Annotated in this window: 14 protein-coding genes and 1 tRNA gene; 10 read left to right on the top strand and 5 right to left on the bottom strand. The window is 43.8% G+C overall.

The window, feature by feature from the left end; all coding sequences use genetic code 11:
- Positions 1-54 precede the first annotated feature (54 nt).
- Positions 55-1,077, top strand: coding sequence for a uroporphyrinogen decarboxylase (gene hemE / locus AC59GT_RS20530; protein ID WP_497239402.1), 1,023 nt, complete (start codon positions 55-57; stop codon positions 1,075-1,077).
- 80 nt (positions 1,078-1,157) lie between these two features.
- Positions 1,158-1,691 (top strand): CopD family protein, encoded by a 534-nt coding sequence (locus AC59GT_RS20525; protein ID WP_497239401.1) that lies wholly within the window; start codon positions 1,158-1,160, stop codon positions 1,689-1,691.
- Positions 1,692-1,694: 3 nt separating this feature from the next.
- Here the strand turns inward: AC59GT_RS20525 and AC59GT_RS20520 are convergent, their stop codons facing one another.
- Together AC59GT_RS20520 and AC59GT_RS20515 are read right to left on the bottom strand one after the other, a co-directional pair.
- Complete coding sequence (locus tag AC59GT_RS20520) at positions 1,695-2,195, bottom strand: hypothetical protein (protein WP_497239400.1); 501 nt, start codon at positions 2,193-2,195, stop codon at positions 1,695-1,697.
- Between the two features lie 113 nt (positions 2,196-2,308).
- Entirely contained in the window at positions 2,309-3,580 is a 1,272-nt protein-coding gene (locus AC59GT_RS20515; protein ID WP_497239399.1) for a metal-dependent hydrolase family protein, read from the bottom strand.
- A gap of 129 nt (positions 3,581-3,709) precedes the next feature.
- Here AC59GT_RS20515 and AC59GT_RS20510 point away from each other — a divergent pair, with 129 nt between their 5' ends.
- From AC59GT_RS20510 to AC59GT_RS20495, 4 genes are read left to right on the top strand one after another with little or no spacing between them, the layout of a single operon-like run.
- Complete coding sequence (locus AC59GT_RS20510) at positions 3,710-4,255, top strand: RNA polymerase sigma factor (protein ID WP_497239398.1); 546 nt, start codon at positions 3,710-3,712, stop codon at positions 4,253-4,255.
- Entirely contained in the window at positions 4,245-5,024 is a 780-nt protein-coding gene (locus tag AC59GT_RS20505) for a hypothetical protein (RefSeq protein WP_497239397.1), read from the top strand. Before AC59GT_RS20510 ends, AC59GT_RS20505 begins: the two co-directional genes overlap by 11 nt.
- Positions 5,025-5,026: 2 nt before the next feature.
- The gene (locus tag AC59GT_RS20500; RefSeq protein WP_497239396.1) at positions 5,027-5,869 is read left to right on the top strand and encodes an outer membrane beta-barrel protein; all 843 of its coding nucleotides are present in this window, start codon (positions 5,027-5,029) and stop codon (positions 5,867-5,869) included.
- Between the two features lie 32 nt (positions 5,870-5,901).
- Positions 5,902-6,900 carry an ABC transporter ATP-binding protein gene (locus tag AC59GT_RS20495; RefSeq protein ID WP_497239395.1) on the top strand — a complete coding sequence of 333 codons (999 nt, stop codon included), beginning with the start codon at positions 5,902-5,904 and terminating at the stop codon, positions 6,898-6,900.
- A gap of 33 nt (positions 6,901-6,933) precedes the next feature.
- Here AC59GT_RS20495 and AC59GT_RS20490 read toward each other — a convergent pair whose 3' ends face one another.
- Positions 6,934-7,848 carry a PfkB family carbohydrate kinase gene (locus AC59GT_RS20490; protein WP_497239394.1) on the bottom strand — a complete coding sequence of 305 codons (915 nt, stop codon included), beginning with the start codon at positions 7,846-7,848 and terminating at the stop codon, positions 6,934-6,936.
- 86 nt (positions 7,849-7,934) lie between these two features.
- Here AC59GT_RS20490 and AC59GT_RS20485 point away from each other — a divergent pair.
- The 4 genes from AC59GT_RS20485 to AC59GT_RS20470 all read left to right on the top strand — a co-directional run bounded on the left by AC59GT_RS20485 (position 7,935) and on the right by AC59GT_RS20470 (position 11,692).
- A tRNA-Asn gene (locus AC59GT_RS20485) sits at positions 7,935-8,008 on the top strand.
- A gap of 405 nt (positions 8,009-8,413) precedes the next feature.
- Complete coding sequence (locus AC59GT_RS20480) at positions 8,414-9,532, top strand: sensor histidine kinase (RefSeq protein ID WP_497239393.1); 1,119 nt, start codon at positions 8,414-8,416, stop codon at positions 9,530-9,532.
- 115 nt (positions 9,533-9,647) lie between these two features.
- Positions 9,648-10,202, top strand: a complete 555-nt coding sequence (locus AC59GT_RS20475; protein ID WP_497239392.1) for a PAS domain S-box protein — start codon at positions 9,648-9,650, stop codon at positions 10,200-10,202.
- 254 nt (positions 10,203-10,456) lie between these two features.
- Complete coding sequence (locus AC59GT_RS20470) at positions 10,457-11,692, top strand: TPR end-of-group domain-containing protein (RefSeq protein ID WP_497239391.1); 1,236 nt, start codon at positions 10,457-10,459, stop codon at positions 11,690-11,692.
- A gap of 42 nt (positions 11,693-11,734) precedes the next feature.
- Here AC59GT_RS20470 and AC59GT_RS20465 read toward each other — a convergent pair whose 3' ends face one another.
- Both AC59GT_RS20465 and AC59GT_RS20460 read right to left on the bottom strand, forming a co-directional pair.
- Positions 11,735-14,107, bottom strand: coding sequence for an ABC transporter permease (locus AC59GT_RS20465; RefSeq protein ID WP_497239390.1), 2,373 nt, complete (start codon positions 14,105-14,107; stop codon positions 11,735-11,737).
- Between the two features lie 218 nt (positions 14,108-14,325).
- The gene (locus tag AC59GT_RS20460; protein WP_497239389.1) at positions 14,326-16,197 is read right to left on the bottom strand and encodes a chloride channel protein; all 1,872 of its coding nucleotides are present in this window, start codon (positions 16,195-16,197) and stop codon (positions 14,326-14,328) included.
- Positions 16,198-16,321 lie beyond the last annotated feature (124 nt).

Raw genomic sequence — 16,321 nt, 5'->3', positions numbered from 1 at the left:
TAAGAATCAAGACAATAATTAAACGGCTATCTTGATTCCTGATTCTCAACACATATGAGAGATTCATTAATTATAAAAGCCGCATTTTCAGAAGCAACTGAACGACCACCTGTATGGATGATGCGCCAGGCAGGCCGCTTTATGCCTCAGTATTGGGAAATAAAGAACAAGCACTCCTTCCTGGAAATGTGCAAAACTCCGGAAATAGCTGCCGACGTTACAATGCTGCCGGTAGATCTGCTGGGTATTGATGCCGCTATATTGTTTTCAGATATACTGGTTACGGGTGAAGCTATGGGCGGCGACTTGAGCTTTACTCAGGGTGTTGGGCCGAAGTTTGCCAATCCGGTACGTACTCAAAAAGATATAGGCGCCCTGCAAACAAACGTAGGCGATAAGCTGCAATATGTTGCGGATGCTATAAAGGTTATTCAGCAACGCTTAAATGGCAGTATACCGCTGATAGGTTTTGCAGGTGCACCGTTTACTGTAATGAGCTACCTGGTAGAGGGCGGATCGTCAAAAGATTTTAAGCTAACTAAGCTGATGCTGCACAACGAGCCTGCAATGGCGCATCAGCTGCTGTCGAAGATTGCTGACGTTACAGCTGATTACCTTAACATGCAGATAGCCGCAGGTGTAAACGCCGTGCAGATATTTGACAGCTGGGCGCAGGCTTTATCATGGGATGATTATACAGAGTTCTCTCACAATTACATCGCACAGATCATTAGCAAATTGAACAGGAAAGATATTCCGGTTATATCGTTCTGTAAAGGCAGTTCGGTATTTGCGCCTTTAATGGCGAAAGCAAGGCCGGATGTGATATCTATCGACTGGAATGTGGATTTGTTAGACATGAAGCGTCGCTTACCACAAGGCACCGCTGTTCAGGGTAACCTGGACCCGCATATACTATATGCTGACAAAAAGGTTATTAAGGAGCGCATCTATCGCCTGTTCGACCGTATGAAGGGTGAGAATGGCTTTATATTTAATCTAGGTCACGGCATTATGCCTGATATCCCATTTGATAACGTAAAGTACGCGATTGACGTTATAAAAGAATATAAGTAATCACCTATTCCTGCATGGGAGGTAAATAGGACGAATCTAATAATGTTAAAACTCCCCCTTTAGGGGGTTGGGGGGTTATTATGTACCAATATATTTTAGCCATACACATTATCTTTGTGGTCTGCTGGATGGCAGGGCTGTTCTACATGGTACGCCTTTTTATTTACCATACTGAAGCGCAAGCCAAGCCGGAGCCCGCAAGGACTATTCTCTCAGAGCAATTTGAGGTGATGGAAAAAAAGCTTTGGTGGATAATAGCTACACCATCTATGTATTTGGTGATTGCAGCGGGTGCAACCATGCTTTATCTTGTTCCCGCGTGGTTAGAAGCGCCCTGGCTACATGTAAAACTGCTTTTTGTATTAGGGCTGGTTGTATATCACTTCATGTGCCAAAGTAAAATGAAGCAAATGGCTAAAGGTGTATTTAAGTGGACTTCAGTCCAACTCCGTTTTTGGAATGAACTGGCCACAATAATCCTGTTCGCAGTTGTGTTTTTAGTAGTTTTAAAAAATGCAGTAAACTGGATATTTGGTGTTATAGGGATTATCTTTTTCAGCCTTATACTAATGTCAGCAGTAAAGATTTACAAGTATTTAAGAGAAAAGAAGTAGATGTTAATTATCGGCCCACCTTGTTTCGGTACTTACGCCAGCTATTCTTTTTACGTGGCAGTTCATCATCTCGCTGGCAATTGATGCAACAAGTTCGTTGGTCCAACCGTCTTCACCGGGCGTTAAACATGCCAGCGTTTTATCTTCAGAATTAATTATAAGCACATCCTCTTCGCTAATGTGCTGCATACAAATAGCAGTATAATCAGTTACTCTACGGTAAGTAAAATTGAGGCTATCAAAAGGGACAACTTCTACCACTTGTTTACCCAAAGCAGTTTTGTTAATAAAAGTAACCGTTTCAGCATTTTCATCTATTTCGATACCAACAAAAAAGGCTACTTCCGACGATGAGTATAAATATCCTATCAAAATACAAACCATAACTGCAGCAGGTATGTAAAACTCCAGCTGAAGAAATGCTACAGATATAATTATAAATGCCGAAGATATACCTGCAACTTTAGCCATATGATTTGATGGCACCGAATACACCCTGCTCATGGTTGTTGAGTTAAAATTAAGAAATATGATTATAATTGGTTAGGAGCAAGCTTGTTAGCGTCTCCTTTGGTTCACTTATATAACCATATACGTAAAAAGGTACCTGGTTGTTTTTAATATTCTTTTTTGTTGTAGATTATTCCATTCTTCATTACAAAGGTTACCTGTTTTACGGCTTTAACATCAATTGTAGGGTCACCTGCAACGGCAACTATATCAGCTAAGTAACCAATCTTAAGGTTGCCTGCTTCTTTCAACCCGAACACCTCTGCATTTACCGAGGTTGCCGAACGAAGCACGTCTATTGGTTTCATACCATATTCCTGCATAAGTATCATCTCTAAAGCGTTGTTGCCATGCGTGAAAACGCCAACATCGCCACCCATGCAAATAGTTACACCGGCCTTCAGCGCATCAGTGAACATGCGGTGCTTGTTCTTAACTCCACCTGGCTCAACATCTGTTCCTTTTTTCCAGCCTTTGTACGTTTGTATAGATTCTGTGGCGGCAAGGGTTGGGCAAAGCGCTATGCCTTTTTCTTTCATGAGTTTAAATATCTCAGGTGTGCCCGCATCTCCATGCTCTATGGTGCTTATCCCGGCTGCTATCGCCCGCCGCATACCTTCTTCTGTACTTGAGTGAACAACAACCTGCCTACCCGTACTGCGCGCAACCTGCACGGCTGTCTTTAATTCATCTACAGTAAATGTGGGTGCTGCGGTGTTGTTTACTCCCCACCGGTAATCTGCATAAAGTTTTATAACATCAGCGCCGTGTCCTATTTGCGCGCGTATAACCCTTGTGAGTCCTTCGCTGCCATCGGCCTCTTCGGCCCCCTTTATCAGATTTAGTTCAGCTACGTCACTTTTAGGGCCGTAACTGCCGGTGGCAACAATAGCCCGGGTTGCTACTAACATGCGCGGCCCGGGTATAATCCCTTTGTTTATGGCTGTTTTAAGCCCAGCATCGTCATAGCCAGCACCCTCCGTACCCAAATCACGGACAGTAGTAAACCCTGCCATCAGCGTGGCATTGGCGTGTTGTACAGCACGAGCGGTACGCTCTGCCCGGCTTTCTGTCATCACCTGCTCGTCCCAGCTTGTTTCATTATAAGGATGCAGGAAAAGGTGCGAGTGTCCCTCTATCATACCTGGCATTAGGGTGCTGCCTTTTAGCTCTATCACTTTAGCGGTTGGGGGAACTTTAATTGTTGCAGCAGCGCCTGCTGCCTCTATCCGGTTGCCTTTTACCAGTACCCACCAGCCTGTGTGAATTTGCTGCCCGTCGAAAATACGGTCCGGCTTTAATACTGTAAAGTTGTCCTGGGCGAAAGCTGCTGTGAATGCACACAGCAGGCAGGCAATTATGTAGTAAGCTTTTCTCATAAACTAAGATGTTGCTGGGAGCGAGTAAAGACGCAACGAAAATTAATTAAATTATTTTATGGTGATGCAACCAATTTAGCCATTTGCCCATCTTACCTTTAAACGATGTTTTTGGAACCTAAAATCACGATGGACGAATTGGTAACGCGGTGTAAAGCGGGGCACCGTAAGGCGCATGAAATGCTTTACAAAATGCTTGCATCAAAAATGATGGGTGTTTGCCTGCGTTACGCTACCGACCGTATGGAGGCTGAAGACATGCTGCAGAATGGCTTCATAAGGGTATTTCAAAAAATACAGGACTATCGTGGCCAAGGATCTTTTGAGGGTTGGGTGAGGCGGATAATGGTGCACACATCTATAGAGCATTACCGCAAGAACCACCGCATGATACAGGTTGTTGATATTGACGAAGCCGGAAACGAACCAACAGTAAATGCAGCTGCCGCGGCAAACCTGGAAGCAAGGGATTTGTTGTTGCTGATTAAAGGCCTTGCACCGGGTTACAGAATGGTGTTTAACCTTTATGCTATTGACGGGTACTCGCATAAAGAAATCGCGGAAATAATAGGCATAACCGAGGGTGCCTCAAAATCGCAGCTTTCACGGGCAAGGGCAATATTGAAGGAGCAGGTTTTACAGATGGATAAAAAAAGCTATGAAAATGCAGGATAAAGAATTTGACGAACTGTTCCAATCCGGCCTTAAGGACCTGGAGGTAGAGCCCTCCAAGGGGCTTTGGGATAACATAGCTGCGGAGGTTATCATCAACCGGCCTAATCGTTCTGTATTGCCTTACATCAGTATAGCTGCCACAATATTGGTATTGATAGGTGCCGGATTGCTTTTTATCCCTAAGCAGCACAAGCAAAGTGCTGGTCAGCACACTATAGTCAAAGTGAAAAAGCAAGTTAAACCTTTAGCTCAGCCAAAAGCGATTACGCCGCTTGCTACTAAAAGTTTAGCTGAGGATGTTGCATCGGTTAAAAAGACTGTTAAGCCGGTACACAGCTTAAGGAGCAGAGCAGTTGTAACTGAACAACAAACAGTATCTAGTCAGCCGGCAAAAGAAGAGCAAATTGGTGAAGAAAAGCAACTGTTGTTGGCGGTAAAAGAACCGGCAACGGTGTTAGCTGCGGTTACCCCAGAGGCAGATATAAATCCTATAATCAAGCCGGCTATTGCAGATCAGGCGATAGTTGCCAAAGAGCCCGCTGAACAGATAGCCGTTGCTAATATTAAGCCTGTAAATACCGGTAAACCGCGCAAAAGAGGTATCCGCAGTTTTGGCGACCTGATAAATGTGGTAGTAAACAAAGTAGACAAGCGTAAAGACAAACTGATAGAGTTTGGCGGGAAAGACGAAGATGACTCCATGATCACGGGCGTAAACCTCGGCATCCTTAAAATTAAAAAAGAAGAAACAATAGCTACAAATAAATAACCATGAAACGATTTATACTTCTCCTTATCATATTTTTTACTGCAAATTCGGTATTTGCTCAGACAACTCAGGGCGATACATCCAAAGCTGATACATCCAAAATAAGCAGCGACACCACAAAAAAGCCTAAAGGCTTCCGGGTAAAGTTTGGCTTTGGTAATGATGTTGGCGGTGTATCTGTAAACAAGAACGACGATACTACCTATACTGCTTCTAAAGCTCCGGGCTTTTCATTTGGCTTAACCTTTACAAGGTTTGACATTGGTCTTGCTACGTTGGTAGAAAACGGCAGCTTTAAACTATCGCCAACAAACAACTTTTTACGCTACCGTTCCTGGAGGAGCAGCGCCATTGGGTTTGATGTAGTGCAGCTAGGCTACAGGTTTAGCAGCAGTTTCAGGATCTACACTGCCGCCGGATTTGATTGGTTTAACTTGCGCCTGCGCGAGAGTGTAACCATTCTGCGTGATCAGCCTGTATTAACGTACCAGCAAGATGATGTTGTGTACACCAAGAACAGGCTTTCGGCAACCTATCTCCGTGTGCCAATAGCATTTGATTTCCGCACCCACGATGATGCAGATGGCCGCAGGTTTCACTTTGTTGCAGGTGCCGATCTGGGTGTACTATTAAGCAGCAGTCTTAAGCAGGAAAGCAAAGAAAATGGTAGCCAAAAGCTAAGCGGTAACTATCATTTTGCCAAATTCCGTGGAGGTCCGTTCCTGCGTGTCGGTTACGGTGCCATAGGCATATTTGGAAAATATTATGTGAACAACATTTTTAGGGACAGCCCGGCGCAGGATGGCCTTAGGAACTTCTCTTTCGGCATGAGTGTTGGCTGGTAAGCCAAGCAGTCAAAATTACTATCTTAGCCGCAATGGCAGATGTACCTTTTTTGCAGGCAGTAGGTGTAAGTAAAACGTATCCGGGACCGGTATCTTCCGGCGTTCGGAACATTAATCTGGATATTGTTCCGGGTAAGATCACGGCCATTATCGGCGAAAGCGGCAGTGGTAAAAGCACCCTTTTGCGATTGTTGTATGGTTTGATGTCGCCGGACAAAGGGCAGGTGCTTTTTAGGAACGAGCGCATTTGGGGCCCTGAAGAAAAGCTGATACCCGGCCACGACGAGATGAAGATGGTAACCCAGCATACCGATGATCTGAACCTTTTTGCGCGTGTTTGGGATAACGTTGCAGCAATGCTGCCCAGTACAAACGTTAAATTTAAAGAGGAACAAACTGCGGCAGTGCTCGGGCAGCTCAATATGATGGAGCTGGCCTACAAGCGCGTTGCCGACCTGAGTGGCGGAGAGAAACAACGTGTAGCAATAGCTCGGGCAATTATAACCAAGCCACAGGTGCTCTTTATGGATGAGCCTTTTAATCAGGTTGATACATCTTTTAGGGAAGGGCTGCAGCATGATATCAGGCAGATAGTTAAGGAAAATGGGATAACGGTAGTAATGGTGTCTCATGATCCTGCGGAAGTGCTGTCCATGGCTGATGAGCTGATAGTTATCCGCAATGGAGAAATAGTGGAGGCTGGCGCGCCTAAAGAGATGTACCAAAGCCCTAAGCATCTGTACACCGCTGAGTTGCTTAGTAATTGTAACGTACTAACTGCCAGCGAAGCTGCGTTATGCGGCGTAAGCACGGACCACGAAAATGTGGTTATATACCCCGAGTGGATAAGGCTGGACAGCTTATTAAAAGCAACTAAGTGGACAGTAGATCAAATACTGTTTAAAGGTTTTTACGAAGACCTTATCCTGGAGAATAGCGGAGTCTTGATCAGGGTGGTAAACGGCGAGCACAACCGTTTTAAACCTGGCGACCAAATAGGTATAACAGTAAAAAAGTGGCTGGAGTACTAACTCCGGCCACTTTCTTTTAAGCTTATGTTGGGGTTATATCTCGAATGATGAAAGGCTTACAAATTGCTGTACGCGCTGCGCCACTTCTTCATCTGTAAGGTTTTTAATTTTCTCGGTACCAAATTTCTCTACACAAAAAGACGCCAAAGCCGAACCAAAGATGATAGCATTCTTCATATTGTTGAAGTTAATGGTACCTACCTTAGCCATATAGCCAATAAAGCCACCTGCGAAAGTATCACCCGCGCCTGTTGGATCAAATACCTCAGCCAAAGGCAATGCAGGTGCCGAAAAGATATGGTCTTCATGAAACAACAAAGCGCCATGCTCACCTTTTTTAATAATCAGGTATTTAGGGCCCATTGCTAAAATAATCTTAGCTGCTTTAACTAAAGAGTACTCGCCGGATAGCTGACGTGCTTCAGCATCGTTTATGGTGAGCACATCCACCATTTTAATGGTTTCCAGCAAATCATCAAGGGCAATGTCCATCCAGAAGTTCATCGTATCCATTACGATCAGCTTGGGGCGGTTTTTAAGGCGTTTAATCACTGTTTGCTGTACCTGTGGGGTTAGGTTGCCCAACATTAGGAATTCGCAGTCCTGATAGCTCTCCGGAATGATAGGGTCAAAATCGGCCAGTACATTCAGGTCGGTTACCAGTGTATCGCGAGTGTTCATGTCGTTGTGGTACTTGCCACTCCAAAAGAATGATTTTTCGCCTTTTTTTACCTGTAAACCTTCAGTATCTATATTGTGTGCTTTAAAGTCGGCAATCTCCTCGGCCGGGAAGTCGTCGCCAACTACAGCAACAATTTTCACCTTGTCGTAAAAGTAAGAAGCAGCCAATCCGGCGTAAGTTGCGGCCCCTCCAACAATTTTATCGGTCTTACCAAAGGGTGTTTCAATTGCGTCAAACGCCACAGTACCAATCACTAACAAACTCATGAAAAATATTTTTAATTTTTTTTGCTGCAAATATTGTGAAATAACCTCAATAATCCTACTTTTGCACTCTCCAAACCGGAAAACACTCCTGAGTAGCTCAGCCGGTTAGAGCATCTGACTGTTAATCAGAGGGTCGCTGGTTCGAGCCCAGCCTCAGGAGCAAAAAGCCTCACAGAGATGTGGGGCTTTTTTATTTTATGTACATTGCTTCACCATCAGCCTGATACTTGAAGAAACAAATAATACCGCAAACTTCATAAAGACCATCTGTTGGAAAGACAACACCATTGTCGATTGGGCTGAGGGCGGACAACAATATTCATTAAACGGCAACGTAAAGCAGATTGGTAAGTACCTTTCCCGTTCCCGTTTGATAGTGCAATTATTTCAAGGAGCGGTCACTATGTTCTTATTTAAGGCCTTTTGTTAGTCAAGGTTTACTTCTTGATGTAACCGACTCTTTTTTGTCTCACGTAACCTTTAAACATCCATAGCCCTTCCTTCGTGACGCTTTTTTTGCCGTATATTTAGGCGATACTTGCTTATACCCTAATTTGACGATCCGATGAGTAATTCCTTAACTGCTAATTCCCCTCATGATTTAGGAAGTGCTTTTTTGCCGAATGGCGACATTGATCTTAACTTGTTTTTTAATTCTGCGAAAGATCTTTTTTGCATAGCCGGGTTCAACGGCTTCTTTAAAAAAGTAAATCCTGCGGTAACCGAAACCCTTGGCTACACAGAAGCGGAGCTTCTGAGCAGACCAATCAATTCATTTGTATTTCCGGATGATCAACTGGCGACAGAGCATCGCCGTCAGGCGTTGCGGGAAGAGCAGGTACTGAAAAATTTCGAGAACCGTTACGTTACGAAAAACGGGGAACTGGTTTGGTTATCATGGACGTCGGTACCAAATACTGAACTGCAGCTGGTATTTGCCGTAGCAAAGAATATTACCCCTCAGAAGATTGAAGAATCAAAACGTGATCAGGCATTTGAAAACTTAAGTGCTTATCAGCAGGAGCTAAAAGATGTAGTGTATACCGCCCTGCATGATCTTCGCGCCCCGGTTGGTAACATGATGTCTATTTTTGATATTTATAATGAGCTTAAAACACCGATTTCCCCTTACGAGGAGTCTCTTAGCTTATTAAAGGCTACTATCAGTGAGTTGAAGGTTAAAATGGATAACTATCTGGATCGGTTGGTAAACAAAGGGAAGCAAGAGCGTATCCAGGGAGAAGTTAAACTCGGCAATGCGGTCAACCGGATCAAAACATCGCTGGCTGCCTTAATCAGTGAAAGTAAAGCGGTAATTGCCACTGATTTCTCGCAAGCTGCAGCCGTTTGTTTTGATGAAGACCATTTAGACAGCATTTTTTTAAATCTCATTTCTAATAGTATAAAGTATGCCCGACCTGGTGTACCACCGGTGATCGAGCTGACCAGCAAGCCTGATGATGCCCGCATACGGGTTAAGGTTAAAGATAACGGGCTGGGTTTTAGCACTGAAAAAGTGAAGGGCCGGATATTTGAAGAACAGCAGCGCTTTCATCCTGGCGTGGAGGGTAAGGGGCTGGGCCTTTATCTGGTAAAAATGCACTTGACAAGCGGCGGGGCCGACATTCAGGTACATAGCAAGCCTAATCAAGGCACAACCTTTATAATCTCCTTTAAAAAGTAGTGTGCATTAGTGTTACCCCCTATATGCGGTTTTTAGGCTCTGATTTAGTTTTCTGTTTTTCAGTTATATAGAAAATTACTACTTTCAACTACCTAATTAATTTAAGAACCTTTTCATGAGAACCGGAGCTTTTAAGATCGCGCTCGTTTATATCGTTATGGGCATCTTATGGATCACGTTGAGTGACCGCCTGCTACTAACTCTGCAGGCCATCCTGGGAGCCGATGAGGTGTTTTTTCTGGGGAGTATTAAAGGCATTGCTTACGTATTGATAACCGGCATTCTCTTATTTTTCCTTATTGTAAGGCATACGCACAGACTTTCTGAGAGCGAACGCAAGTACCGAACCTACTTTGACCAGAATATTAATCCAATGTGGATTATTAACAGGCGTACCATGCTGATCACCGGCGTGAACGATGCTGCATCTGCGCGCTACGGCTATACTAAAGATGAGTTCCTGAAAATGAGCGCGCTTGATCTTCGTCCCCCCGAAGAAATCAATACCGCTATTATGATCTTTCATGATCTTAAAAAAGGAATAAATGATATAGGAGTTGTTAAACACCGTAGAAAAGATGGCACCATCATTAAGGTTCACATTACGTGCAATTTGATTGACAGCGCCAGAGAGTCGCTGGTAATGGCTATGGGTGCGATTGTACCCTAATGCAGTTTTACAACCAGGGCTTTAGGAACAGCAAACTGCCCACCGGTTGAATGGCTATATTACTCATACCAAAACCTGCAAAAACCACACTTTTTAGATAACCTGTCCTGGTATTTGCCTCGAATAGAAATTGATTGTCAAATTTTGCAGAGATATGCTTCCGTGCGCAAAAAAGCTTCTAAAAGATAGCTTTTAAGAAAAGATGCTTGCAACTTTTCTTAAATTGATCTCGTCTTCTACTAAAAAGCCTGACCATGAAAAAAATACTACTGCTCGCGTTTTCTTGTTTAACCATTAGCACTGCCATTGCGCAAATGCAACCTGCTGCCGACGACTTTGAAAAGTTCACAAAAGACATAGAAGCCCAGCGGTATGCCGCAACGCAGGCTAAGGAGTATGCGAAAGCAGATGGATTATTAAAGACATGGATAGTAAAGTACGACGAAGCCGACGCCAACCGCAAGGATAAATATAAATCATGGGCGGCCAGCAATTATTACAACATCGCCTGCTATGAAGCTTTGCTTGGCAGGAAAGAGCCCGCGCTAACCGCTTTCGAGAAAAGCTACGCACTTGGTTATAATAACTATAAAAGCACCATAGACGACAGCGACCTCAACACACTGCACGAGGAGAAACGCTTTAAAGCCGTAATGCAGGGCATGCGCGAAAAAAGCGATTACAGTTATGTTATTCAACATGCCGGCCCGTACAATAAAGCGGTTAACAAAACCTGGCCGGTATTTACCTATCAGCAGGCAGAGGCACCCGAACTGGTGGCTTTGCGCAACAAGTTCAACCTGGATTCGGTAAGCGGAAACGGCGATGAGATAAGTAAATTTAAAAACCTGCTCTACTGGGCGCATAACTCGGTACGGCACGATGGCAACTCCAGCAACCCAACATCCAGGAACGCCATTGACCTGATAGCCGTTTGCCAGAAAGAGAACCGTGGTGTTAATTGCCGCATGATGGCAACCATTCTGCGCGATGCTTACCAGGCCGAAGGTTTTAAAACACGTGTGGTTACCTGTATGCCCAAAGATACCGCCGATAACGACTGCCATGTAATCACCGTAGTATGGTCAAAGTCACTTAATAAATGGGTGTGGATGGACCCAACCTTTAACGCGTATGTAGCCAATGCCAAAGGTAACCTGCTAAGCATTGAAGAAGTACGGGAGCGCCTTGTAAAGGGCAGTGACGACCTGGTGCTTAATTCTGATGCCAATTGGAACAATAAGCAAAAGCAAACCAAAGAGCACTACCTGGGCTATTACATGTCTAAAAACCTGTACTGGCTGCAGTGCGCTGCAAAAAGCGAATGGGACATAGAAACCAACAAGCCCGGTAAACAGGCAAGCGATTATCTCAACCTTTACCCTGGCGACTACAACACCCTGCACCAGCCTAAAAAACAGATGGGCAGGAGCGACCAGTACGCGGTAAATAACCCTAAATACTTTTGGCAAAAACCTGCGGGAGAGTAAATGGTTGTGTGGTTTTCTCCGGCTTTTTGTTTAGCGGTTTACTTACTCTGTTCTCAGGCTTTTCACAGGATTATTCATTGCGGCTTTTACAGATTGAAACCCAATGGTTACAAGGGCGATCAGCACTGCGGCAACGCCGGCAAGCGCAAAGATCCACCATTGGATGGTAATTCGGTAAGCAAAGCCGTTTAGCCATAAATGCATCGCTATCCACGCAATAGGAGATGCAATAACAAATGAGATGGTCACAAGCACCATGAATTCCCTGGAAAGCATTGTAGTGATATCGGTAATGCTGGCACCCAGTACCTTGCGAACACCAATCTCTTTAGTTCGTTGTATGGTAATAAGTGAGATCAGACCGAGTAACCCCAGCGAACTAATAACAATAGCGATGACAGCGGCGCTTGAGATTAGCTTTTTTTGCAGATATTGAGTTTTATATAATCTGGCTATTTCCTCGTCAATAAACTTATAGCTGAAAACCTGCTCGGGGAAAATGCTGCCGTATGATGACCGTATATTCTTTAAGGTGCTTTCGGTGTTTGTGCCCGAAAGCTTAATCGCTACATTAGTCAAAAGGTCCTTGTGTTCCAGTATAACGGACGGTTCAATAGGTTCAACCAATGAACGCACATTAAAGTCTTTAACAATTCCCACAATCACGCCTTTCACATCGCCAGGGAGCAGGCTTTTACCCAAAATGTCATTAGTGCTTTTTACATGAAGCATCTTTGCCATACTTTCATTAATCAGGTACTCCGGCATGCTTTTATTGGCACGCACGTTTCTGCCGGCAACCAGCTTCAAACCGAATGTACTTGCATAAGCCGAATCGCCAATGGCAAAACGCACCGGCCATTTTTCCCATTCACGATCGCTGAACTTAATGGTTGAGCCCCGCTGACTGTCACTTGATGGCGGATTATTACAAAAGGTAAACGACTGCACGCCGGGGACTGATTTAAGGGAGTTGCGCAACTGTTCTTTTTGGGAGTCTGTAATGTTACCTACCGGCACCATTATAACGGCCTTTCGGTCAAAGCCTTTATCTGTATTTTTAAGAAAATTAACCTGCATAATAATGATGACGGTACAAGCAATAAGTGTCTGCGCAACTACGTTTTGCAGAACTACCAACACTTTCCGGCTAACACCAGCCTTAATATTCCAAAAATTGTTTTTTAACGCACGGAAGACGTTTACCCTGCTCAGGATCAATGCAGGGTAAACGCCTGTACCTGCAGTAATGGCTACCAGCATCAGCAATAGAAATAAGAAAAGCTCTTTAAATGATAGAATGTGCACCGGCTCGCCATCAAACAGCAGGTTGTTAATTGTTGGCAAGCCCAACAATACAACACTGCCAGCTATCAACACCGCTATTACCCCAATCAAGAGGGATTCTGTTATAAACTGCATGAAAAGATGGCTGGTGGACGCACCCAACACTTTCTTTGTGCCAATCTCTACACTGCGGCGCGCCTGCCCAGCAATCATGATGTTGATATAATTAATGCTGGCAATTACCAATATCAGCAAGGCGATCATACCCAGCGTAATCAACAAGGATTTTTGGATCTTTCCACCATAACGCGCATCAAAATGCAGATCTTGCAATGGAAGTAATTTAAATACATAGTACTTAGCACCGTCGCCCAGGTGCTGCTTTGTTAAACGGGCCAGCTCCAGTTCTACCGATTGCTTTTGTGCAGGATCAGTAAGCGACACGAAAGTACTATTGGTACTGTTCAAGTATCCCCAATAGGTAAAAAACTCGGGCTCAACTTTGGGTAACAAATAGTTTAGAGAAAGAAAAGACAGGTACAGGTCAGATCTCAGATCGGTATTGTAAGGGCTGTCGGCTATTACACCTATAACTTTAAGTGGTTGCCCGTTAATGGTAATTGTACGGCCCACTGCGTCTGCATTTCCCCAATATTTATTTGCCTGCTTTTGCGTAATGGCAACAGTATTCGGTTCATTTAGCTGCGATGAATTGCCGCTTAACCAATGGTAAGAGAATACGTTAAACCATTCGGAGTTAGTGAATGCAATATTTTTCTCCTCTTTAAAGCGCTTGTCCAAGCTGCCATCAACGTTTACAACAAAGCTTTGATTATTAATGGAAAATGCGGCTCGTCTGATCTTTGGATTATTTGACCTGAGCGCGTTATAAACTGCAACCGAACTGCCTTTATCATACTCGGTTTTCTCCAAGTGCAGTTCATACACCACCCTGAAAATGTTCTTTGCGTTTTTGTGATAGTTATCAAAGTTTAGCTGGTAATTATTATACAGGTAGATCAGCGTACAACAAACAATAGCCAGCGACAGGCCGGCTATGTTCAATACACTGTAAAATGTCCTTTTAGTGATACTTCGCCAGGCAGTTTTAAGGTATATGTTCAACATGTTTATAATCAATTATCGAGGTAAATATCCGATAATGAAAATACACACTTATTGAGAAGGTATGTGTTAAATTTTGTTAAGTTCTCAAACAAGCTTTCTGGCTTGCAAACCATGCTGTTTAGCATAGCTCCAAGATAAGTATACCTCTCGTTCGGCACCATTGTAAGTACATGCCGTAATATGCAGGATTCCCGGGTAACTCTCGTGCAGATGCTAAATTAACCAGTAGTTTGTCTCTTAGTTTTAACCAGCATTTTCATGCGTTGTCGTTTCAAAGATATTCTTGCGTAAACGTGTTCATCCGAGTTCATTTGAACCTGAAAGGCTTTTATGATTTCTTTGTATGAAATTGCGCCTACTAGCCGGCGTCCGCCATCCGCAGCCAGGATCGGTAATATGTCGGTACCGGCTTTAGACATTGTCTGCAAAGCTTTCTTTAATGAATCTTTCGTATTTATCGGGAAATGAGCATCGTTCTTAATCAGCTGTTTTAATTTAAGATCACCGGGCAGGTTATTAGCATACAGATTTATGAGTTTGAGCATCCCCACATAATCGCCGGAATTGTCAACTACAATCAGGTAATTTTCTTCGGTAATGTTCTCACTTAGCCATGTTCTTGTTTCCTCAATAGTGCTTTCAGCGTTCATTACTAGTGTTTCGTTTCCAACTACTTGCGCAACCGTCATTTGTTGTAAAATGTCGGGTTCAAACGAGTCTGGTGTGTTAACGCCCCTGCGGGCAATCTTTTCCGTCATAATGGTGTTTTCCATTAAAAAGAATGAAACCAGGTAGGCTGCGGTACAAGCGCCGAGCAGCGGCAGTAAAGCATGAGACTGCATAGTTGCTTCAAGCGCAAAAACAATACTGGTGAGATAAGCACGTGACGCGCCTGCAAACATAGCCGACATACCGATTAAAGCGCCTAGTGGTAGCGTAATCCCGGCGTCGGGATATATCTTTAGTACAATGTAGGCTAAAATGGCACCAACGGCACCACCTATAGTTAACAAAGGTGCCAGCGTTCCGCCGGATGTGCCGCTTCCTAATGCAATGGCCCATGAAAGAAACTTGAAAAAGCAAAGCATGCACAGGAGTTGTATAGACCATGTACCGGAAAGAATACCGGTGATATTATCATAACCTACTCCTAATGAATGCGGAGCAAAATATCCGATAAGGCCTACTGCCAAACCGCCCAGCGCAGGCCACCACATCCAGTGAATAGGCAGCTTTTCAAAAGTATCCTCTATAAAATAAACTATTTTAGTTATTGCTATAGCAATAAGGCCGATTAGTAATCCCAAAAAGCTATAAATAGCAAGAGCGGTGTTAGACGGTATGGACAGATCCGGCATTTCAAAGATAGGACCGGATTCGAATAGGAAATGGTGACCGGCCGCGCCGGTTATGCAAGCTAAGGCCACAGGTAACAGAGAACGGGGTGAAAACTCAAACAACAACAATTCAATCGCTAAGAATACTGCTGCGATAGGTGTTCCGAAGATAGCAGACATCCCGGCAGTAGCTCCCGCCGCAAGAATAACCTTGCGTTCATTTGCGGTAACTTTAAATAATTGGCCTAATGTAGACCCCAAAGCACCCCCGGTTGCTATAATGGGGCCTTCTGCGCCAAAGGGGCCACCAGTACCTATTGCGATAGCGGACGATACTGGCTTAAGGAATGTAATAGCGGGATTGATGTTACTTTCGTTGGTCAGGATCTGTTCCATTGCTTCCGGTATCCCGTGGCCTCTTATAGCTTTAGATCCGTATAGTGCCATAAAGCCGACAACTATACCGCCAATTGCCGGTACAACAATCACCCATAACCCAAGGTGATTGCCTGCCGGGCTGTGAAACTTTAGATCAAAGATGCCATAAAAGGAAATGTTGGTCACCAGGTTAATCAACGAAACCAAAGCTTTGGCTATAAAGCTGATACACGTTGCAACTATAATAGCATACAAGGAAATGCGAATTAACCGACCCTTTTTATAAATTTTTTCATTCGATTGATCCTGATTGTTTTCAATCTCTTTTAATAAAGGTGAAATGGGGATAGAATTAGAAAGAATATTTTTTATCATGAGAACATTATATATTGTATAGGCAATAAAATAACGGCACAAAAATAACAATTATATACTATTTATGTTGTTTTAAATATGTATCGATTTTTCGCTGCCTGCGCATGTCGCTTACTTTAACTTA

This window comes from Mucilaginibacter sp. 320_HR (assembly GCF_059691875.1).
This window is presented reverse-complemented; position numbering and strand designations above follow the sequence as displayed.